The following is a 20,596-nucleotide window of genomic DNA, read 5'->3' as shown; positions in this document are numbered from 1 at the left end:
GCGACTAAAATATATTTTAAAAAGAGGTTTATGTGTAAACGGTGCGAGTTTGTGTGTAGATGGTTTTTGTTTTGTTGTTTTAGGTATATTTCTCGTGCTTTAAGTCGTGTTTTTACATTTTTTTGGTTTTAGTATTGATTAAATATCTGCTATATTTGATATAAAAATATTACTTTATGTTAAAAGCTGTAATTGTTGATGATGAACCTAAGGCAATACAAGGTCTTACTTGGGAATTGTCTAATTTTAATAATGATTTAGAAATTATACAAACATTTACAGAAGCCGAAAAAGCAATAAAGTATATTAATGAAAATCCAATTGATTGCCTTTTTTTAGATATTGAAATGCCAACCATGGATGGATTTCAATTACTTGAAAAGCTAAATAAAAAAGATTTTGCAATAGTTATTACCACAGCTTATAATGAATATGCAATAAAAGCTTTAAAAAACGAAGCTATAGATTACCTTCTTAAACCTGTAGATTCAGATGATTTAGAAGAAACAGTAAATCGAATTAAAAATCATCATTCAAAAAACCACAACAACGATAAGTTTGATCAAATACTAACAAAATTTAATAGGAAGTTTAATAAAAGAAAAATAACTATAAATACTGATGGAAAATTAATTTTCTTGGAAGAGTCGGATATTTTATTTGTTGAATCAGATGGAAATTATTCATCAATCCATACAGCCAATAATAAGAAGATTGTTGTAACAAAGAAGTTAAAGGAAATAAACTTATTACTCCCTGAAGATCATTTTTTTAGAATTCACAATTCATTTGTTATAAACTTAAATAAAATTAAAGAGTTTTTAAAGTCAGATGGTTATGTTGTTTTAGAGGATAATCATAAAATTCCAGTTTCACGTCAAAGAAAATCAGATTTTCTAGAAAAATTTTAATAATGAAAAACTTCCTTATAACAGTTCTATTTTGTTTGATTACAAATATTTGTCTTCCTCAGAAAAAGATGGATAGTGTAGCTTCTAGTATGTTATCTAAAAAGGAAGTGAATTACTTTTTGCTTCAGAAAAAATTTAGAAATTTTAGATTTACAGACTTAGAAATAGATTCTTTTTTATCAAAAAGTAAAAAAGCCAATTATAATTTAGGCATTATATACGCTAAAAATATTCAGGGAAGATCTTATCGGAATGTTACAGAATATGATAAGGCGATAGAGGAATATGATAAGGCTTTAGAATTAGCGATAAAAATAAGAAGTATAGAAGCCGAAGTGGTAACATTAAATCAGTTAGGAGTTGTATATAGACGTCAAGATAAAATTAGATCTGCTTTAAGTTACCATCAGCGAGTTTTAGAAATTATAGCTAAAATAAAAGCGCCGAGTAATGATATTAAAAAGAGTAAAAGTATTGCAATTAATAGTGTCGGTAATATTTATTTAACGCTAAAACAGTACGGAAAGGCTTTAGATAAATTTAACGAATCAATTGTTATTCAGGAAAAATTAAATGATATAAGAGGTTTAGCAATAAATCACCAGAACATAGGGTTTGCGCATGAAAACATTGGTGATTTAGATGTAGCGTTAAAGAGCTATAAAAAATCATTAGCATATAATACCTTAAATAAAGATCGTTTAGGTAAAGTAATATGTCATAATAGTATTGCAAATGTTTTAATAAAAAAAGGAGAGTATAACGAAGCATATACTTATATTATAGAAGTAGTTCCATCTATAGAAAAAATTGGAAATAAGTACTATTTGTCTGCGGTATACAATACATTATCGTTGGTACTTATAAAATTAAATAAATATAAAGAAGCTGAAGAATATTTAGATAAATCACTTAAAATAGGTTTAGAAAATAATACTCCATCGAGTTTAATTTTATCGTATAAACATTTATCTGAATTAAATCAAAAAAAAGCAAAATATAAAGAAGCATTAGAATATTATCATAAATCTATAGCGTTAGAAGACCAAGTATCTAGTAGTAATAATATTAGATATATGAATAGTCTTATAAATAAATACGACAGCGAGGTAAGTAGTAATAAGTTAAAGCATTTAGCAAAAGAAACCGAAATAGCTAAACTTAAATTATTAAGAAACCGTAATATTTTAATTATTGCACTGGTATCCATAGCTTTATTTGGGGTTTTATTATATTCAATATACAGACAAAGTTTATTAAAAAATGATAAACAAATTTTGCATTTGGAACAAGATGCTTTGCGAATTCAAATGAACCCTCATTTTTTATTCAATGCATTAAATTCTATTAAGTTATACATTATAAATAACGAGCAGAAAAACGCAGTCCATTATTTAAATAAATTCTCAAAATTAATTAGAAGTATTTTAGAGTCATCTTCAGTGAAAGAAGTTCCTCTTTCAGAAGAACTTAAAACGATGGCTTTGTATATGAGTATTGAAAATATTCGTTTTTCGAATGAAATTATTTATGAAGAAAACTTTAATCCTAATCTTAATTTAGAAACCGTTAAGATTCCGCCATTAATTTTACAACCTTTTCTAGAAAACTCTATTTGGCATGGATTATCTTCAAAGAAAGGAGAAAAAAGAGTTCAATTATCGGTTGATAAAATATCAGGTGATTTTTATCAGATTGAAGTAGAGGACAACGGAATTGGTCGTAAAGAGGCTTTTAAAATTAAAAGTAATAAAACCTTAAATAGAAAGTCGATAGGTATTGATTTAACGAAAGAAAGATTAGAAAATTTTTCTGAACAATATCAAGGAAATTATTCGTTGAGATATATTGATTTAACGGATGAAAACGGGAATGTAAGTGGAACAAAAGTATCTTTAAGAATACCTTTAGTCTAAAAATTAAATTTTAATTGTACCCATATCGGTTCTTTCATCTCTGTATTTAAATTGCTAAAAGAAATGCCGAGTAAACGAACGGAGTTTTTTAAAGATTCTTGATATAACAGTTCTTTTATAATCGGATAAAAATTTTGTTTATCCTGAATGTAATTATCAACAGTTTTACTTCTAGTTTGTTGTGTAAAATCGCTATATTTTATTTTTAAAGTAACTGTTTTTCCTTTCGTATTCGATTTTTTCATTCTGCGTTCTAACTCATCTGCTATTTTTTCAAGACGTTGTAGCATAAAAATTTCAGAAGATAAATTTTCATTAAAAGTAGTTTCAGCAGCTACCGACTTCCGAACTCTATTCGGTTTTACCTCGCTATTATGAATTCCTCTTACAATATTGTAATAATGTAATCCAGATTTACCAAACAAAATAGTAAGCTCTTCTAGTGTTTTTTTCTTTAAATCTAACCCTTTAAAAATGCCTAAATTATGCATTTTAGCAGCGGTAACTTTACCTACGCCATAAAATTTATTGACAGATAACTCTTCTAAAAACGGAACAACTTCATCAGGATTAATAGTTTTTTGACCGTTAGGTTTGTTTATGTCAGAAGCAATTTTAGCTACAAATTTATTGATAGATATTCCTGCGGATGCTCTTAATTTGAGTTCGTTCCATATACGTTCACGAATTTCTTTGGCAATTAAACTAGCTGATAAATTACTTTTTTTATTTTCGGTAACGTCTAAATAAGCTTCATCTAAAGAAAGTGGCTCAACCAAATCGGTATAATCGTAAAAAATTGCTCTAATTTTAGAAGAGATCTCTTTGTAACGATCAAACCTCGGAGGAACAAATATTAAATGCGGACATTTTTTTTTAGCTAACACGCCACTCATAGCCGATCTAACGCCAAATTTACGAGCTTCGTAGCTGGCTGCTGAAACTACACCGCGTATTTCATTACCACCAACAGCAAGAGGTTTGTTTCTTAAGTCAGGATTGTCTAATTGCTCAACCGAAGCATAAAAGGCATCCATGTCTACATGAATAATTTTACGATGTATTGGTTGAAGTGACATTTTTAGATGCTAAATTAGAATATAAAATTACTCATTTAAAAAGAAAAAGCACTCGAAAGAGTGCTTTTGATTTGAATTATTTTTTAAATTTAAGAACTTCAGATCGTCCTTTTTTAAATATTTTGTTACTATTTCCTTTTCCTTTTCTCAATTCTTTTTGTTCTTCAAAAGATAATTGAATTACTTCTTGACAATCGGTAGAACAAGTATTTTCAGTTTTTTTAGCACATTCATTGCATTGAATAAAAAGTAAATGACAAGCTTCGTTAGCACAATTTGTATGCTCATCGCAAGCTTTACCACATTGGTGACAGTTAGCAACTACATCATCAGTAATTCGCTCAGCTCTTCGGTGATCGAAAACGAAGTTTTTACCGATAAATTTATTCTCAACGCCTTCATCTTTTACCTGACGCGTATATTCTATAATTCCGCCTTCTAACTGAAAAACGTTTTTAAAACCTTTGTGTTTGTAATATGCAGAAGCTTTTTCACAACGAATTCCGCCAGTACAATACATCAATAAATTTTTATCTTCTTTATTATCCTTTAAGTCTTCTTCAATAATATCTAAAGAATCTCGAAAAGTATCTACATCAGGGGTAATTGCACCGTCAAAATGCCCAATTTCACTTTCGTAATGATTACGCATATCTACACAAACTGTGTTTGGATTCGCTAACATTTCATTAAACTCTATAGCATTTAAATGCACGCCTTTATCAGTAACATCAAAAGTATCATCATTTAAACCATCTGCCACAATCTTGTTACGAACCTTTACTTTTAACTTTAAAAACGATTTATTATCGTGTTCAACAGCAACATTTAAACGAATATCTTTTAAAAATGAAATTGCATCTAATTGTTCTTTCAGTTGTAAGAAATTCTCCGCAGGAACAGACATTTGTGCGTTAATTCCTTCGTAAGAAACATAAGTTCTACCAAGTACCTCTAATTGATCCCATTCTAGGAATAATTTATCTCTAAATAATTGTGGGTTTTCTATCTTAAAATATTGATAGAAAGAAATTGTTAAACGATCCTTACCGGCTTCGTCAATTAATGCAGCGCGTTCTTTTGCGCTTAACTTATTGTACAGTTGCATGCTATACTTTTTTTAGTTAGTCAAAATGTATGTTGATTTCTATAAAATCTTTGCAAATGTACTTCTTTTTTGATTTTTAATGTTTAAAACCACACTTTTTACTACAATTTGATGTTTTTTAAACTTTAACCAAAAATTTTAATAAAAATAGATACAACTAATTCAATTTTTTTAAACCTTTGTATTTGTATAGATTAAAGTTTATTAACACACTTAATATTAAAAAAATGAGAGTAGCAGTTGTAGGGGCCACCGGAATGGTAGGTAATGTAATGTTACAAATATTAGCAGAACGTAATTTTCGTGTAACAGAATTAATTCCTGTTGCGTCTGAACGTTCAGTTGGTAATAAAATTGAATTTAAAGGAACTGAATATACTGTTGTTGGTTTAGAAACGGCTGTAAATATGAAGCCAGATTTGGCTTTGTTTTCTGCAGGAGGTGAAACTTCTTTAATTTGGGCACCAAAATTTGCAGAAGTTGGTACAACAGTAATTGATAATTCTTCTGCTTGGAGAATGGATTCTACCAAAAAATTAGTTGTTCCAGAAATTAACGGAGATGTGTTAACATCAGAAGATAAAATTATTGCAAATCCTAACTGTTCTACGATTCAGTTAGTAATGGCATTAGCGCCTTTGCATAAAAAATACACGATGAAACGTGTGGTTATTTCTACCTATCAATCTGTTTCAGGAACCGGTATAAAAGCAGTACAACAATTAGCCAACGAAGAGGCTGGTATTGAAGGTGAAATGGCTTATCCTCATAAAATAGGAAGAAATGCTTTGCCACATTGCGATGTATTTTTAGAAAACGGATACACTAAGGAAGAGATGAAATTGGTAAAAGAACCAAAGAAGATCTTACGTGATGCTTCTTTTTCTGTTACAGCAACTGCAGTTAGAATTCCTACTGCAGGAGGGCACTCTGAAGCTGTAAACGTACAGTTTAAAAATGATTTTGATTTAAAAGAAGTTCGTGATATTTTAGACAATACAAACGGAATTATAGTACAAGATGATGTAGCGAATAATTTATACCCAATGCCAATTACTGCACATAATAAAGATGAAGTTTTTGTAGGACGAATTCGTAGAGATGAATCTCAAGAAAATACTTTAAATCTTTGGGTTGTTTCTGATAACCTTCGTAAGGGAGCCGCAACGAATACTATACAAATAGCGGAATATTTAGTTGCTAATAATTTGATTAAAGAATCGATTACGGTTTAAAAAATGTATTTTTATATTATTACAGTCCTGTGTTATTCATTAGCACAGGATTTTTTATTTTTGAGGTATGAATAAAGAGCAAATTATAGAAAATACAATAACCTTTGTAAAAGAAAGATTACAAGGTGCAGAAGGAGGACACGATTGGTTTCATATAGAGCGTGTGTATAAAAATGCTTTATTAATTGCAAAAGATGAAACGGTGGATGGGTTTATAGTGTCATTAGGTGCTTTGTTACATGATATTGCAGATGCTAAATTTTATAACGGAGATGAAACTGTTGGGCCAAAGTTAGCGCGTGAGTTTTTAGAAGGTCAACAAGTTAACGAAGAGATTATTATACATGTAGAAAATATTATTCAATATATTTCTTTTAAAACAAGTTTGGCAAGCGGAGAAAAATTTAGTTCACCAGAACTAAGTGTAATTCAAGATGCAGATAGGTTAGATGCGATTGGAGCGATAGGAATTGCTCGTTGCTTTAATTATGGCGGATTTAAAAACAGGGCTTTATATGATCCTGAAATTGCTCCTAATTTAAATATGACAAAAGACGAGTATAAAAAATCTACTGCACCAACAATCAATCATTTTCATGAAAAGTTATTACTTCTTAAAGATAAAATGAATACTCAAACAGGAAAAAAAATAGCTTTAGAAAGGCATAATTATATGCAAAGTTTCTTACAACAATTTCATGATGAATGGAACGGAGTAAAATAAATATATTTCAATGTTTTGTTTAAAAAAAATACTTTATGGTAAATTTTTTAAATAAATGTTGTGTATGTGTTAATATTGTATATATTTACAGTATGATTTGATAATCCCCCTGTTATTAATGATTCCCCTTAAGAAATAAAGCATTTAGATTTTAAAACCTAAATGCTTTTTTTTATGATTAAATTTAAATTTTTATTCCCCAGGAAAAATTGGTTTTCTTTTTTCTAAAAAAGCAGTAGTTCCTTCTTTAAAATCTTGGGTACCAAAAGAATCACCAAATTCAACAATTTCAGTTTCAAAACCATTTACGCCATCTTTAAAATTGTCGTTTACGGCTCTAATTGCTGCGCTAATTGCTACAGAAGAATTACGCATTATTTTACTAGCTAACTTTTCTGCTAAAGGCACTAACTCATCTTGGGTTACCACATGGTTTACTAATCCCCATTGTTTGGCATCTTCTGCAGAAATCATTCCAGCAGTCATAATTAATTCCATGGCTTTTCCTTTACCAACTAATTGAGGTAAACGTTGCGTACCACCGTAACCAGGAATTACACCTAAAGACACTTCTGGTAATCCCATTTTTGCATTGTCTGATGCTATTCTAAAATGACAAGCCATTGCTAATTCTAATCCGCCACCTAAAGCAAAACCATTTATGGCAGCTATTACAGGAGTTGCTAAGTTTTCAATTAAATCAAATAAAGATTCTTGCCCTAGTCTAGCTAATCTAGCTCCTTCTTCTACAGAGAAATTTGCAAACTCAGAAATATCAGCACCTGCTACAAATGCTTTTTCTCCACTACCAGTAATAATGATTGTTTTTACATTGATATCATCTTCTAAAGTTTCAAAAGCAGTACTTAATTCTTCAATTGTAGCACTGTTTAAAGCATTTAATTTTTTAGGTCTGTTAATGGTAACTGTTGCTAATCCGTTAGTAATAGATACTAAGATGTTTTCGAAATTCATTTGATTAAGTTTTAGGTAAAATTACGGTAAAAACAGTTCCGATATCTTCTTTTGATGTAAAGCTGATAGAGCCGTCGTACGCTTCAATTATATTTTTTATCATAGCTAAACCTAAGCCCATTCCGCTTGTTTTGGTGGTGAATTTAGGTTCAAAAATTAATTCTTTATTTTCATCAGTAATTCCTTTTCCGTTATCAGAAACGGTAATTTTCACGTTATTTCCATCAGAAGTTACTTTTACTTCAATTTTAGGATTTGGTTCACTTTTTTTAATTGCTTGTGTTGCATTTTTTATCAAATTAGTTAAAATTCTTATCAATTGGGTTTTATCTAAGTTAGCAAATAGCTCGCTTTCTTGCGGAATGTAATGTATGTAATCTTCAGAGAAAATATCTAAAGAATGTTTAACAACATCAACAACATCTAATTTTTCTCTACGTTGAGTAGGCATTTTCGCAAAATCGGAAAAAGCAGAAGCGATAGAACTCATTACATCAATTTGTTGAATTAATGTTTCGCTATATTCAGACATCTTTTCTTTAATCTTCGGATCTTCAGGATTAAATCGCCTATCGAAACTCTGTACAGAAAGACGCATTGGTGTTAGCGGATTTTTTATTTCATGCGCTACTTGTTTTGCCATTTCTCTCCAAGCTTGTTCACGTTCACTTCTAGCAAGTTTTACGGCACTTTCTTCTAATTGATCAATCATATTATTGTAAGAATCAATCAAAGAATTTATTTCTGAACTAGCAGAATTCAAGGTGATTTTTTCATTACGCTGATTTAAACGTGTTTCTTTAATTTTTTCAGAAATCGTTTGAATAGAGCGTGTAATATAGCTTGATAAAAAATAAGCTAACGAAATAGCGATGATAAACATTAATAGATAAACTAGTAATAAGCGAGATATAAATTCACGTAATTCGTGCTTTTGTTCTTCGTTATCCTGTGCTATTTGTAATTTTAAAATACCAATTCTTTTAAAACGTGTATCGTTTATGTAAGTGTAAGAAGATTGGTAGGTTATTCCTTTTTCATCTTTGTCTTTTATAACTTTATGATTAGAGTTATTAGCAAGTTCTACAATGATTTCTGAAGCTAAGTTTTTACCTTCTTTTTTATCAAAATTATAAGGAATAGACGATTTTAAAAGTAGCCCTTCCATATCGTACATAGATATGGTAAGTTTATGCACGTAGGCAATATCATAAATACGATCTTGAAAAATTTTAGCTAAATTATTAGTAGTAACCGCATAGGTTGTCTTGCGTTTTAACTCAATTTCAATATCTTGTTTTGTAGCACTTTCTTTTCTGTTAAAACGTAGCGTATTATAATCGTCTGTTTGTTCACCATATTGAAATATGGTAACGCTAATAATTAAAATTGATGCTAGTAACACCAATAATATCATGGAAAGGAAGATTCTAATTCGGAGTGATATGTTTTTAATTTTTAGCAAAATTATAATTTTATTTTTTCTTCTTTAGTATGTAATAAACGTGTTAGTTTTATAGATAAATCTAACAAAATTATTTTAGCATTTCCGTTTCTTTCAATATGATATTGAGCATCACCTACTTCCTTTTCAATAACCAAAATATTTGTACTATGAATAAACGGTGCAAATTTTGATAATTGAAAGTTGGCAGATTTTGTTTCTAAAAAAACTAAATCTGGTGTTCCGTAATTTAGTAGTAATGCTTGCCTGAAAAATTGTAAGCAATATTGTAAAAATTGTTTTTGTGTTTCTCTACCCGATTTTGAAATAACTTCAGACCAACCAATTAAATCTTGAATTACAGCAGCATTTCCTTTGGCTTTAAAGGCAGCACGAATCCAAGTAATAAACCATTCTTCAAAAATTAAATCGTTAGAATTGTTATTTAAAATATGTAATGCTTTGTTGTAATTTCCTTCAGATTGATGGGCTATTTTAACTGCTTCGTTTTCTGTAATGTTTTCATTTTTAACCAAAGTATTGGCAATATCAGCATCACTTAAAGAAGGAAAATTTAATGCCTGGCAGCGAGATTTTATGGTATTTATAATCTGCCCCTCACCTTCAGTAATTAATAAAAAAATGGTTTTGTTTGGCGGTTCTTCAATCAGCTTTAATAATTTATTGGAAGCTGCAATGTTCATCTTTTCAGCCATCCAAATAATCATCACTTTAAATCCACCTTCGTATGATTTTAACTGTAATTTTTTAACAATATCCTGAGCTTCATCAACCCCAATCTGACCTTGTTTATTTTCTACTCCAATATGTTTAGACCAATCAAAAATGCTTCCGTAAGGCTGTTTTTCAATAAAACTTCTCCAATCATTTAAAAATAAATTACTAACAGGATGTTTTTTTACTACATCGTTTGTGGTTACGGGAAAAGCAAAATGCAAGTCGGGATGTTGTAATTTATTACATTTTATATTACAAGCTTCTTCGTTGTTAGATGATTTACATAGCAGAAATTGTGCATAAGCAATAGCCATTGGTAAAGTACCTGAACCTTCTTTACCAATAAAAAGTTGCGCATGTGGTATTCGGTTATTTTCAGCAGATTGCTGTAAGTGTTTTTTAATGTGTTCTTGCCCTATGATTTGATCGAAAGTCATGCAACAAATATAAGATTTCAAATACAGAGAACAACCAATAAAAAGAAAGATGAGATTGTTAAGGTCTTATTGTTTAGAATGGTTCTATTTTAGTATCTTTGCAAGCCAATTTATACTTGATATTTTGAATTCAATTGCAACTTTACTTATCGGAGAACGCGGAATTATATCTGAAGAATGTTTAGATATCATCCCTTTAAAATTATTAGAAATGGGCTGTTTACCAGGAACCGAAGTAAAGTTATTACAAGTTGCTCCTTTTAACGACCCAATTTATATTTGTGTTAACGGAAGTCATTTAGCAATACGAAAAGAAACGGCAAGTAAAATTGTAATTACCAAAATATAACTGATGAGTAAGCGTATTAAAGTAGCTTTAGTTGGAAATCCGAATACCGGAAAAACATCATTATTTAATCAATTAACAGGTTTAAATCAAAAAGTAGGTAATTACCCAGGTGTAACGGTTGATAAAAAACAAGGAATCTGTAAAATATCAGCGCAAACCTCGGCAATTATAACCGATTTACCTGGAACTTATAGCATAAATCCAACATCGATTGATGAAAGTATTGTTTTAAAAACCTTATTAAATTCTCAAGAAGACGAAAAGCCAGATGTTATTGTGGTGGTTGCTGATGTAGAGAATTTAAAACGAAATTTATTACTATTTTCTCAAATTCAAGATTTAGAAATTCCTACAATTTTGGCCTTAAATATGGCTGATCAAATGCAACGAAAAGGAATTACAATTGATGTTGAAAATTTAGAAAAATCATTACAGACAAAAGTAGTTTTAATATCAGCAAGAAAAAATGAAGGAGTAACTGCTGTAAAAAAAGAGATAGAGAATTATAAAGATTTAAAAACAGCTTCGAACTTTAAAGAAATTACCACTAAAATTGATGCAGCTTACTTTAATGAATTACAAAAAATAAATGCTAATTTTTCATCGTATGAATTATGGATGATGCTAACAAAACAGCATACATCTTTGCTTTCTGATGATGAAAAAAAACAACTAGAATTGTTTGGAGCTAATGCTGCTAAGCAGAAAAAATATCAGCACAAAGAAACAATTTACCGTTATCAGAATATCAATTTAATTTTAAAGGAAAATTATACTGTTGATGCTTCTAAGGCAACTGATTTAAGAGCAAAGTTAGACAAGGTTTTTACTCATAAAATATTCGGTTATGTTATTTTCTTCGGATTATTATTGTTGATTTTTCAATCTGTTTTCGATTGGGCATCTACCCCGATGGATTTGATAGACGGTTTATTTGCAAATATTGCTGAGTTTACAAAAGCAAATTTACCAAACGGAATGTTTACCGATTTATTAACCGAAGGAATAATTCCTGGAATTGGAGGTGTTGTTATTTTTATTCCGCAGATAGCCATTTTATTTTTATTCATAGCTGTTTTAGAAGAAACTGGCTATATGAGTAGAGTGGTTTTTTTGATGGATAAAGTAATGCGTCGTTTTGGAATGAGTGGAAAAAGTGTAATTCCGTTAATTTCGGGTACCGCATGTGCAATACCAGCAATAATGGCAACACGAACTATTTCTAGTTGGAAAGAACGATTGATTACCATATTAGTAACGCCATTTACAACCTGTTCGGCACGTTTACCGGTGTATGCAATTTTAATTGCTTTAATAATTCCTGATACTAAAATTTTCGGAATTTTAAGTTTACAAGGACTAACGTTATTGGGGTTATACGCTCTTGGTTTTGCTGCTGCAATTATTGGTGCCTATATTTTACATAAAACATTGAAAATAAAAAACACGTCGTTTTTTGTAATGGAAATGCCTAATTATAAATTACCATCAGTTAAAAATGTGTTTTTCGATGTGTTAGAAAAAACGAAAGCTTTTGTTTTTGGAGCAGGTAAAATAATTTTAGCCATCTCAATTGTATTGTGGTTTTTGGCATCAAACGGGCCTTCATCATTTAAAAATGCAGAGAAAAGTGTAACAGAAAATATTGCAAATCAGCAATTATCAGCAACCGAGTTATCACAAAAAATAGCTTCTGCTAAATTAGAGAATTCTTATATAGGTATTGCAGGAAAAGCAATTGAACCAGCAGTGAAACCATTAGGATACGATTGGAAAATAGGAATTGGGTTAATAGCTTCGTTTGCTGCAAGAGAAGTGTTTATTGGTACGTTGGCAACGATTTATAGTGTTGAAAATAACGAGGAAGATATTTCAACAATTAAAGAAAAAATGGCCGCTGAGATAAATCAGGAAACTGGCGAGAAGCGTTTTAATTTTGCAACAGGAATGTCTTTATTGCTGTTTTACGCCTTTGCGATGCAATGTATGGCAACTTTAGCGATTGTTAAAAGAGAAACTAAAAGTTGGAAATGGCCAATAGTACAATTGGTGGGTATGGGAATATTGGCATATTTATCGGCATTTGCAGCATATCAAATACTAAGTTAATGCAAGAAATTATTACATATATAATAGTAGGTTTGGCGGTGTTTTTTTTAGTGAAAAAATTCTTTATTAAAACTAAAAAAAGTCAGGGTTGCAGTACTGATTGCAATTGTTCTTAATAAAAAAACAATATTTTATTTTTTGCAGCACATTATACATTTAATGTATTTTTGTGGTATTGTAATTGATAGTTAGTTAAAATTATAATTGATTTAAAATTTAAATATGAAAAAAATACTTTTAATAGCTGTTATTTTTATCAGCGCATTAGCACAAGCCCAAAAAGAAGTTAAAGTTGATATTTTAGATGCATTAGCGTTAAAAACGATAGAAGTATCTTATGAACATTACACAGCTAGTCGTTCATCGATAGGAATTTCAGCATTATTTAATTTTGAAAAAAAATCATCTGATTTTAGATACAATGAAGAATGGATGATTACGCCATATTTTCGTCATTATTTTACCGACAATAATAATTGGAATTATTTTGGAGAAGTTTTTTTAGGTATTAATAACGGAATCAAAAACAATAATGAATATACAGATGGTGCTTTAGGTATTGCTTTAGGTTCTAAATATATTTCTGGTGGTGGTTTTGTTATTGATGTATATGGTGGTTTAGGAAGAAATATGCTTACTTCAGAGTCTCGCTCAGTAGTACCAAGAGTGGGAATTAATTTAGGATATCGATTTTAATCGCCACAACATAAAATATTTCAAAAGCTTGCATTATGCAAGCTTTTTTGATGCTAACATATTCGTTAAAATATAAACTATAACTGCGGGTAATACCCATCCTAAATGCTGATTTGCTAAGGGAATTAGATTCTTAATTTCGGTTAAATAATTTTTATCAATAAAAAATTCTAAAAAATCTGGAATGCTAAAAATAAATGTAGTTATAACAACTACTTTAAAAACTAGCGCAGAAGCGTATTTGTTAGGAATAACATTTAAAATAATTAAAACGATGGTAATCGGGTAGATAAACATTAATACAGGTAAGGCAATGTTTATAATATCACGTACATCAAACTGCCCAACTATAACACCTAATACACAACCAATAATAGCTGTTGTTATGTAGGTTTCTCGTAAATTATTTGTAATGCCTTTTATATAATCTGCTGTTCCTGTAATAATACCTACGGCTGTTGTAAAGCATGCTAAGCTAACTAACAGACTTAAAAAAGTGGTACCAATATTACCAAGAGTTTGAGTACTTAAGGTAGTTAAAACTTCTGACCGAGTGGCTTCATTGTTAAAAACTGAGTTGAACAATGCACCGTTGTAAATAAGTCCTGCGTAAATAATTAAAAGCCCTAATCCTGCGATAAATCCTGCTTTGGTAATCAGGTCTTTTTTAACTTTAAAAGAAGTTTTTTTATTAAAATTTAACGAAACGACTAAAATACCACCAACAACAATAGCTCCAATAGCATCAAAGGTTTGATATCCTTCTAATAACCCGCTAATGAAAGGTGTTTTAATGGTAGACGGAATCATTGTTCCAGGAGTAGAGAATATTCCAATAAAAATAATTGCTAGTAGAATTAAGATAATTAATGGGGTTAGAAATTTTCCTAGTAAATTTAATATTTTCGATCTATTGATTACAAAAATAAAAACCAATCCAAAATAAATACTACTTGTTATTAATGAGTTAACATTAAAATAAGGTGCAATTGCCATTTCGTGGGTAACCGAAGCTGTTCTTGGTGCTGGTAAAGCAATTGAAATTGTGTATATGATAAGGCAATAAACAGTACTAAAAAGTGGTGATACTTTTTTACCAAAATCATATAAAGTTCCTTGTAATTTTGCGTGTGCTAAAATTCCTAAAATAGGTATGAATACAGCGGTAATAAAAAAACCAATTGTTACCCAACTCCATAAATCTCCAGCATTTTTACCTAAAAAAGGCGGTAGAATTAAATTTCCAGCGCCAAAAAACATAGAAAACAAGGCAAAACCAGTAATACATATATCTTTTGTTTTATTCATTTGTGTTGGTGGTGTTTTTAATGATAAGAAGGATAAAATTTATAGCTAGGTATATAAGCGCAATTGAAATTAGAGTAAATTTCATAAAAGCAAAATAGTAGGCGGCTAAGGCCCATAGTTTATTTGTGCTACCCAATAACAATTGTATCAAACAGGTATTTTCGATAGCATCAAAAATAGCCGTAAAAAATTGTGAAAACAGTAAGATAAGTCCCACTTGATAAACCGGTTTCCCTGTCCAAAGTATTTTATTAAGTTTGTGAATTAACAAGGCTATCAATGGTGGGTAAATCATCAGAAATAAAAAGTCTAATCCCAAACTAATCCCTGCATTAATTTTTGCTTGTGTATTCCAAGAGTTTAAAATAGCTTCTGATACTTGCATGTCTTTTGCTAGTTCGAAAGATAATATTCCGTTTTTACAAACATCATTTATTAAATAATAATCGATGTTTAACATGCTAAATAATATACTAGTGGTAGCAATAGCAAGAAAAAAAGTAAGGTTTTTTTCTGCTTTTGTTGATAGTAAAGAAAAAGGTGATGTTAGCATGCTTTTACAATAAATACTAGCGAAAGATACATATTTTTGCAATATGCAAAAGGTTATCACTTATAAAAATAGTAAAATAGCATATTCAGACGTAGGAAAAGGAAGTGCTGTGGTGTTGTTACATGGTTTTTTAGAGAATTCGACAATGTGGAAAGGAATCACTGAAGAATTGTCTAAAAAAAATCGTGTGATTTGTATTGATTTATTAGGGCATGGAAGTACCGCTTGTATTGGTTATGTACATTCGATGACCGAAATGAGTGAAGCGGTAAAAGAAGTACTTAATTTACTTCGACTAAGAAAATTTTATATGATTGGCCATTCAATGGGTGGATACGTTTCCTTAGCGTTTGCAGAAAAACATTTAGAAAACATAAAAGGTTTGTGTTTGTTAAATTCAACAGCACAAGCAGATTCTGAAGAACGAAAAAAACTGCGTTTAAGAGCCTGTGAAATGGCACAAACTAATTATGATAATTTAGTAAAGATGTCTATTTCAAATTTATTTACAACTAAAGCACGAGCAAAATTCCCGAAAGAAATAGTGCAAATAAAAACAGCAGCTTTAAAAACTAGCGTTCAAGGTTATATTGCAGCAACAAAAGGAATGCAGTTAAGAGAAAATAAAGAAGCTGTTTTACAAACTATTGATAAACGATTGATTATTGCAGGAATTCACGATCCGATAGTAAGTTATCAATCGATTATAGACGAGTCAAAACGAACAAATACCCCTTTACAAGAACTTTCTAGTGGTCATATGAGTCATGTTGAAGACAGTGATAAATTGATAGTCTCTTTAAAGAAATTTATTAAAGGCTAAATATTTTCTGTTTCTTTGTAGTATAAAAAAAGATACTTATGAAAATTCACCACCTAGCTAAGGAAAAATCTATTTTAAATAAATTTTTAGCAGAAATAAGAAATGTAGCTGTTCAAAAAGATTCGATGCGTTTTCGTAGAAATATTGAGCGAATTGGCGAGGTTTTAGGATATGAATTAAGTAAAAAATTATCTTTTAAAAACAAAGATATTAAAACACCTTTAGGAGTAAAAGCTATTGAAACTCCGGTTAACGATGTCATTTTATGTTCAATTCTTAGAGCAGGATTACCGTTGCATAACGGATTGTTAAATTATTTTGATGATGCAGAAAATGCTTTTATATCGGCATATCGTCACCATCCGAATAACGATGAAGAATTTGAAATTGTTGTTGAGTATTTTGCATCGCCTTCAATAGATGGTAAAACGTTATTATTAGTTGATCCTATGTTGGCTACAGGTAGATCTTTAGTAGCCGTTTATGAAGCAATTAAGAAATATGGAACACCAAAAAAAATCGAAATAGTATCAGTTATAGGTTCCGCAGAAGGGGTTAAATATATCAAAGAATTTTTTCCAGAAAATACTGATTTATGGATTGCTGATATTGATGAAGGGTTAAATGATAAAGGCTATATTGTTCCTGGTTTAGGTGATGCAGGTGATTTGGCTTACGGACCCAAAATGTAAAGTTATATCAGTTTTATTAGCACCGAACCAATCAATAGTAAAAATAATATGGCATCAGAAATCCATTTTTTTTGAAATAACTCTAAGCCATTTGCTAATATTATTGCTGTAGGAAAAAATAAGAATAACAATTCACTTCCAGTTTTATCATTTATTAAGAGTACAATAAACACTGAAATAACAAAATGAACTACCACTAAAATCCAGTTTTTCCTAAATGTATTCAAAACTGCTAATGCTTTTGGGCTTTTTAATATAATTGAAAAAAAGACAAAAATAGCCATGAATATAATTGGTAGTATATAGTTAATATTTAAATATAATTCTGTGTTGTAGGCGAAGTTCCAATCAAAAAGAAGGTAGAAATCAGCTATTTTATCATACCAAAAACAATACGTAAAAAACAAGAAAATAACACTTCCAAAGCCAATTACAGGAATTAATAATGTTTGATACGTAAAGTGGTGATGTAAATAAATTGAAACATAAAGCAGCGCCCCAAATAGTGCGGTATAAGGTTCAATTAAAAAAGAAATACCAAGCCATAAACCACCATCAAATAATTTATGAAAAGCATTTTTTGATGATTGTAAACTATATACTTTACGCAAAAAAAGCAATACTGTTAAGCAGGCGTAAAATGTTTTATTAATAGCAATAACATCAGTGAAAAATCCAATAAGTATTACAAAAAATAAAAAGGCAAAAGAATTATCGAAAGTCAATTGATTTTTTGCAATAATAAAATTGAAAACAGCAAAAAGAACCACAAAGCCAAGCAATTCTTTAAAGAGATTAAAAGATAATTCTTTAGAAAGAGAGCTGATAAAAAAGTAGCTTAAAAACAGTGCGAATAGCACTATGAAATTAACAGGTTTTGATTTACCGAAAAAATTGGCTAACATACTTTCTTTTTATACTTTTGCAAACGTAAAGATAATCAAGTTATGTTAGGATTAAATATTTTTAGATTAATTGGAGAATTATTTGAGTACATTTTAATTCCATTCAAATGGTTGCGACTAGAAGTTGCTAAAGGAGATTATGGATGGTGGACATCAAATGCTGTAAACTGGCTATTTGTATTGGTGTTAATCGTTTTATTTGGGTACTGGATGTGGCAATCGGCAACTTTCTTAAAAGAAGGAACTGAAGATTAAGCTTAATTTAGATACACATTGGGAAGCAAAAATAAATTAAAACGTTTCAAAGAAAATGAAACGTTTGCTAACGTACTTCAGCCTACAAGAGAAGAAGTGGTTGGTGATTTTTCTTTAAAAGGAAAATGGCATACTTTTTTTAAAAACGACAACCCTATTGTTTTAGAGCTTGGTTGTGGTAAGGGAGAGTATACGATTGCTTTGGCAGAGAAAAATCCAAATAAAAATTTTATTGGTATTGATATTAAAGGAGCTCGTTTTTGGCGTGGTGCAAAAACCGCAATAGAAAACGACATGCAAAATGTTGCCTTTATTAGAACACAAATAGAATTGGTAGATTATATTTTTGCCGAAAATGAAGTTGATGAAATTTGGATAACATTCCCAGATCCACAAATAAAATTCCAACGTACAAAGCATAGAATGACCAATTCAGTATTCTTAAAAAAGTATCACCATATTTTAAAAGAAGACGGAATTATGAACCTAAAAACCGATAGCGAATTTATGCACGGTTATACGTTAGGTTTAATACATGGTGAAGGGCATGAAATTATACACGCCAATCATAATGTATATACAAATGAAGGAGCTCCAGAAGAAGTAACTTCTACCCAAACTTTCTACGAAAAACAGTATTTAGAGGTAGGGAAACCAATTACTTATATTCGTTTTAAATTAAATTACTAATTTTACTCGGTGAGTAAAAATCAAAATTTTTTCGAAAGAGTTTACAAGGTAGCAAAGCTAATTCCATACGGAAGAGTAACAAGCTACGGAGCTATCGCAACTTATTTAGGTGCTGCAAAATCTGCAAGAATGGTTGGTTGGGCAATGAATAAATCGGGCCTGCAAGATGTACCTGCGCACAGAGTTGTAAATAGAATTGGTTTGCTTACAGGAAAACAACATTTTGACGGAACTAATTTAATGCAGCAGCTTTTAGAAAATGAAGGAATTGTTGTAATTGAAAATCAAATCCAAAATTTCGAAACCGTTTTTTGGAATCCGATAAGCGAACTTCTGCCTGAAGAAGAACTTTAGCGTGTAAATGAATGCGTATTATCTTCGGTTTTTTGATTAAAAATATGTCATAAAATAGAATTATCACTTCATAAATAATCACAATCTAACTCCCTTTATTTTCTGACGTCTAAAACGTATCTTTGCAGTTAGGTATTAATTAATTTAATTAAACACTCTAATGAGTTTTAAAAAACAAGATATATACAAAGCGTTAGAAACTATTACTGCACCAGGAGAAGGTAAGAGTTTAGTTGAAAACGAAAACATAAAAAACATCGTTACTTTTGGTAACGAAGTAATTGTTGATGTAACAATTTCAAACCCATCTTTACAGGCTAAAAAGAAGGCAGAAGTAGAAATTACGAAGGCAATTCACGAAAATGTTGATAAAGCAATCGATGTAAAGGTGAATGTAAAAGTTGAGGTTAAGGAAAAAGAAAATCCGAATGAAATAAAAGGAAAATCAATTCCTAATATCCAAAATATTATAGCAATAGCGTCTGGTAAAGGAGGTGTAGGTAAATCTACAATTACCTCTAACATGGCAGTATCTTTAGCTAAAATGGGCTTTAAAGTTGGTGTTTTAGATGCTGATGTTTATGGGCCATCTCAACACATAATGTTTGATGTTGAAAAAGAAAAGCCTTTAGCGGTAAAGGTAGACGGGCGTTCTAAAATGAAACCTGTTGAAAATTACGGCGTAAAATTATTATCACTAGGTTTCTTTACAGATCCTAATCAAGCAGTAATTTGGCGTGGACCAATGGCTTCAAAAGCATTAAATCAATTAATTTTTGATGCAGATTGGGGAGAATTAGATTTCTTATTAATCGATTTACCTCCAGGAACAGGAGATGTGCATTTATCAATCGTACAAGCAGTTCCAATTAACGGAGCCGTAGTGGTAAGTACACCGCAAAACATCGCTTTAGCAGATGCTAAAAAAGGTGTTGCAATGTTTAAGCAAGAAAGTATTAATGTACCAGTATTAGGTATCGTAGAAAACATGGCGTATTTTACACCAGAAGAATTACCAGAAAATAAATATTACATTTTTGGTAAAGGAGGTGCTAAAAATTTAGCGGAAGATATCGAAACTAGTTTCTTAGGTGAAATACCATTAGTGCAAAGTATTCGTGAAGCAGGTGATGTAGGTCATCCAGTGGCATTACAAGAAAACACTCCTTTACAAAAAGCATTTACAGAGGTAACCAAAGAAATGGTTTCTCAATTATTAAAAAGAAATGCTAATTTGCCAGCTACCGAAGTAGTTCGTATTACTACAATGAGCGGTTGTAGTACTAAATAGTTAA

22 protein-coding genes are annotated in these 20,596 nt (G+C 30.3%); 14 read left to right on the top strand and 8 right to left on the bottom strand.

From position 1 onward, the window contains the following. The first annotated feature begins 176 nt into the window (after nt 1–176). Both N2251_RS13515 and N2251_RS13510 read left to right on the top strand, forming a co-directional pair. The gene (locus tag N2251_RS13515; RefSeq protein WP_260587264.1) at nt 177–911 is read left to right on the top strand and encodes a LytR/AlgR family response regulator transcription factor; all 735 of its coding nucleotides are present in this window, start codon (nt 177–179) and stop codon (nt 909–911) included. Between the two features lie 68 nt (nt 912–979). Then, a complete protein-coding gene (locus tag N2251_RS13510) occupies nt 980–2,827 on the top strand; it encodes a tetratricopeptide repeat-containing sensor histidine kinase (RefSeq protein ID WP_260587263.1) in 1,848 nt (615 codons plus the stop codon). Here N2251_RS13510 and dinB read toward each other — a convergent pair. Beyond that, nucleotides 2,824–3,906, bottom strand: a complete 1,083-nt coding sequence (dinB, locus tag N2251_RS13505; RefSeq protein WP_260587262.1) for a DNA polymerase IV — start codon at nt 3,904–3,906, stop codon at nt 2,824–2,826. The genes N2251_RS13510 and dinB overlap by 4 nt on opposite strands. Before the next feature lie 76 nt (nt 3,907–3,982). After that, entirely contained in the window at nt 3,983–5,014 is a 1,032-nt protein-coding gene (gene trhO, locus N2251_RS13500; RefSeq protein ID WP_260587261.1) for an oxygen-dependent tRNA uridine(34) hydroxylase TrhO, read from the bottom strand. A 227-nt stretch (nt 5,015–5,241) separates the two neighbouring features. On the opposite strand from trhO, the gene N2251_RS13495 reads away from it, so the two are divergent. Both N2251_RS13495 and N2251_RS13490 read left to right on the top strand, forming a co-directional pair. After that, the gene (locus N2251_RS13495; RefSeq protein WP_260587260.1) at nt 5,242–6,249 is read left to right on the top strand and encodes an aspartate-semialdehyde dehydrogenase; all 1,008 of its coding nucleotides are present in this window, start codon (nt 5,242–5,244) and stop codon (nt 6,247–6,249) included. Nucleotides 6,250–6,316: 67 nt separating this feature from the next. After that, nucleotides 6,317–6,973 (top strand): HD domain-containing protein, encoded by a 657-nt coding sequence (locus N2251_RS13490; protein WP_260587259.1) that lies wholly within the window; start codon nt 6,317–6,319, stop codon nt 6,971–6,973. Nucleotides 6,974–7,165: 192 nt separating this feature from the next. Here the strand turns inward: N2251_RS13490 and N2251_RS13485 are convergent, their stop codons facing one another. From N2251_RS13485 to N2251_RS13475, 3 genes are read right to left on the bottom strand one after another with little or no spacing between them, the layout of a single operon-like run. Beyond that, complete coding sequence (locus tag N2251_RS13485; protein WP_260587258.1) at nt 7,166–7,948, bottom strand: enoyl-CoA hydratase/isomerase family protein; 783 nt, start codon at nt 7,946–7,948, stop codon at nt 7,166–7,168. A 4-nt stretch (nt 7,949–7,952) separates the two neighbouring features. Then, nucleotides 7,953–9,365, bottom strand: a complete 1,413-nt coding sequence (locus tag N2251_RS13480) for a sensor histidine kinase (RefSeq protein ID WP_260587257.1) — start codon at nt 9,363–9,365, stop codon at nt 7,953–7,955. 50 nt (nt 9,366–9,415) lie between these two features. Beyond that, nucleotides 9,416–10,567 carry a DNA polymerase III subunit gene (locus N2251_RS13475; protein WP_260587256.1) on the bottom strand — a complete coding sequence of 384 codons (1,152 nt, stop codon included), beginning with the start codon at nt 10,565–10,567 and terminating at the stop codon, nt 9,416–9,418. A gap of 124 nt (nt 10,568–10,691) precedes the next feature. Between N2251_RS13475 and N2251_RS13470 the strand changes: the two genes are divergently transcribed. The 4 genes from N2251_RS13470 (at nt 10,692) to N2251_RS13455 (ending at nt 13,721) form a co-directional block, all read left to right on the top strand. Further along, a complete protein-coding gene (locus N2251_RS13470; RefSeq protein ID WP_260587255.1) occupies nt 10,692–10,916 on the top strand; it encodes a FeoA family protein in 225 nt (74 codons plus the stop codon). A 3-nt stretch (nt 10,917–10,919) separates the two neighbouring features. After that, the gene (gene feoB, locus N2251_RS13465) at nt 10,920–13,025 is read left to right on the top strand and encodes a ferrous iron transport protein B (protein ID WP_260587254.1); all 2,106 of its coding nucleotides are present in this window, start codon (nt 10,920–10,922) and stop codon (nt 13,023–13,025) included. Beyond that, nucleotides 12,947–13,141: a FeoB-associated Cys-rich membrane protein gene (locus N2251_RS14070; RefSeq protein WP_512701094.1), complete on the top strand. Its 195-nt coding sequence runs from the start codon at nt 12,947–12,949 to the stop codon at nt 13,139–13,141. The genes feoB and N2251_RS14070 overlap by 79 nt, the downstream gene beginning before the upstream one ends. A 106-nt stretch (nt 13,142–13,247) precedes the next feature. Then, complete coding sequence (locus tag N2251_RS13455) at nt 13,248–13,721, top strand: DUF3575 domain-containing protein (RefSeq protein WP_260587252.1); 474 nt, start codon at nt 13,248–13,250, stop codon at nt 13,719–13,721. Nucleotides 13,722–13,754: 33 nt separating this feature from the next. On the opposite strand, the gene brnQ is transcribed toward N2251_RS13455, so the two are convergent. Further along, nucleotides 13,755–15,029 carry a branched-chain amino acid transport system II carrier protein gene (gene brnQ / locus N2251_RS13450; RefSeq protein ID WP_260587251.1) on the bottom strand — a complete coding sequence of 425 codons (1,275 nt, stop codon included), beginning with the start codon at nt 15,027–15,029 and terminating at the stop codon, nt 13,755–13,757. Next, nucleotides 15,022–15,582, bottom strand: coding sequence for a hypothetical protein (locus N2251_RS13445; protein WP_260587250.1), 561 nt, complete (start codon nt 15,580–15,582; stop codon nt 15,022–15,024). The genes brnQ and N2251_RS13445 overlap by 8 nt, the downstream gene beginning before the upstream one ends. A 43-nt stretch (nt 15,583–15,625) precedes the next feature. Between N2251_RS13445 and N2251_RS13440 the strand changes: the two genes are divergently transcribed. Both N2251_RS13440 and upp read left to right on the top strand, forming a co-directional pair. Next, complete coding sequence (locus tag N2251_RS13440; RefSeq protein ID WP_260587249.1) at nt 15,626–16,405, top strand: alpha/beta fold hydrolase; 780 nt, start codon at nt 15,626–15,628, stop codon at nt 16,403–16,405. Nucleotides 16,406–16,443: 38 nt separating this feature from the next. Continuing rightward, entirely contained in the window at nt 16,444–17,097 is a 654-nt protein-coding gene (gene upp / locus N2251_RS13435; RefSeq protein ID WP_260587248.1) for a uracil phosphoribosyltransferase, read from the top strand. Between the two features lie 2 nt (nt 17,098–17,099). Here the strand turns inward: upp and N2251_RS13430 are convergent, their stop codons facing one another. Then, entirely contained in the window at nt 17,100–18,002 is a 903-nt protein-coding gene (locus N2251_RS13430; RefSeq protein WP_260587247.1) for a DUF6427 family protein, read from the bottom strand. Between the two features lie 42 nt (nt 18,003–18,044). On the opposite strand from N2251_RS13430, the gene N2251_RS13425 reads away from it, so the two are divergent. The 4 genes from N2251_RS13425 (at nt 18,045) to N2251_RS13410 (ending at nt 20,592) form a co-directional block, all read left to right on the top strand. Then, on the top strand, nt 18,045–18,257 hold the full coding sequence (locus N2251_RS13425) for a DUF6341 family protein (protein ID WP_260587246.1): 213 nt from the start codon (nt 18,045–18,047) through the stop codon (nt 18,255–18,257). Nucleotides 18,258–18,275: 18 nt separating this feature from the next. Continuing rightward, nucleotides 18,276–18,947: a tRNA (guanosine(46)-N7)-methyltransferase TrmB gene (gene trmB / locus N2251_RS13420; protein WP_260587245.1), complete on the top strand. Its 672-nt coding sequence runs from the start codon at nt 18,276–18,278 to the stop codon at nt 18,945–18,947. A gap of 9 nt (nt 18,948–18,956) precedes the next feature. Then, the gene (locus N2251_RS13415) at nt 18,957–19,301 is read left to right on the top strand and encodes an MGMT family protein (RefSeq protein WP_260587244.1); all 345 of its coding nucleotides are present in this window, start codon (nt 18,957–18,959) and stop codon (nt 19,299–19,301) included. A gap of 160 nt (nt 19,302–19,461) precedes the next feature. Beyond that, nucleotides 19,462–20,592: an Mrp/NBP35 family ATP-binding protein gene (locus N2251_RS13410; protein WP_260587243.1), complete on the top strand. Its 1,131-nt coding sequence runs from the start codon at nt 19,462–19,464 to the stop codon at nt 20,590–20,592. Nucleotides 20,593–20,596: the final 4 nt, after the last annotated feature.

Source organism: Tenacibaculum haliotis, assembly GCF_025215075.1.
GTDB classification, from domain to species: Bacteria; Bacteroidota; Bacteroidia; order Flavobacteriales; family Flavobacteriaceae; genus Polaribacter; species Polaribacter haliotis_B.
The sequence above is the reverse complement of the archived record's forward strand: the minus strand, read 5'-3'. Positions and strand labels throughout refer to the sequence as shown.

Excerpts from the sequence above, each read along its gene's own strand:
- feoB (WP_260587254.1), top strand. The coding sequence starts at position 10,920 with ATGAGTAAGCGTATTAAAGTAGCTTTAGTTGGAAATCCGAATACCGGA.
- trhO (WP_260587261.1), bottom strand. The coding sequence starts at position 5,014 with ATGCAACTGTACAATAAGTTAAGCGCAAAAGAACGCGCTGCATTAATT.
- dinB (WP_260587262.1), bottom strand. The coding sequence starts at position 3,906 with ATGTCACTTCAACCAATACATCGTAAAATTATTCATGTAGACATGGAT.
- N2251_RS13440 (WP_260587249.1), top strand. The coding sequence starts at position 15,626 with ATGCAAAAGGTTATCACTTATAAAAATAGTAAAATAGCATATTCAGAC.
- N2251_RS13425 (WP_260587246.1), top strand. The coding sequence starts at position 18,045 with ATGTTAGGATTAAATATTTTTAGATTAATTGGAGAATTATTTGAGTAC.
- upp (WP_260587248.1), top strand. The coding sequence starts at position 16,444 with ATGAAAATTCACCACCTAGCTAAGGAAAAATCTATTTTAAATAAATTT.
- N2251_RS13410 (WP_260587243.1), top strand. The coding sequence starts at position 19,462 with ATGAGTTTTAAAAAACAAGATATATACAAAGCGTTAGAAACTATTACT.
- N2251_RS13485 (WP_260587258.1), bottom strand. The coding sequence starts at position 7,948 with ATGAATTTCGAAAACATCTTAGTATCTATTACTAACGGATTAGCAACA.
- N2251_RS13455 (WP_260587252.1), top strand. The coding sequence starts at position 13,248 with ATGAAAAAAATACTTTTAATAGCTGTTATTTTTATCAGCGCATTAGCA.
- N2251_RS13475 (WP_260587256.1), bottom strand. The coding sequence starts at position 10,567 with ATGACTTTCGATCAAATCATAGGGCAAGAACACATTAAAAAACACTTA.
- N2251_RS13490 (WP_260587259.1), top strand. The coding sequence starts at position 6,317 with ATGAATAAAGAGCAAATTATAGAAAATACAATAACCTTTGTAAAAGAA.
- N2251_RS13445 (WP_260587250.1), bottom strand. The coding sequence starts at position 15,582 with ATGCTAACATCACCTTTTTCTTTACTATCAACAAAAGCAGAAAAAAAC.
- N2251_RS13515 (WP_260587264.1), top strand. The coding sequence starts at position 177 with ATGTTAAAAGCTGTAATTGTTGATGATGAACCTAAGGCAATACAAGGT.
- N2251_RS13510 (WP_260587263.1), top strand. The coding sequence starts at position 980 with ATGGATAGTGTAGCTTCTAGTATGTTATCTAAAAAGGAAGTGAATTAC.
- brnQ (WP_260587251.1), bottom strand. The coding sequence starts at position 15,029 with ATGAATAAAACAAAAGATATATGTATTACTGGTTTTGCCTTGTTTTCT.
- N2251_RS13430 (WP_260587247.1), bottom strand. The coding sequence starts at position 18,002 with ATGTTAGCCAATTTTTTCGGTAAATCAAAACCTGTTAATTTCATAGTG.
- N2251_RS14070 (WP_512701094.1), top strand. The coding sequence starts at position 12,947 with ATGGCCAATAGTACAATTGGTGGGTATGGGAATATTGGCATATTTATC.
- N2251_RS13480 (WP_260587257.1), bottom strand. The coding sequence starts at position 9,365 with ATGATATTATTGGTGTTACTAGCATCAATTTTAATTATTAGCGTTACC.
- N2251_RS13495 (WP_260587260.1), top strand. The coding sequence starts at position 5,242 with ATGAGAGTAGCAGTTGTAGGGGCCACCGGAATGGTAGGTAATGTAATG.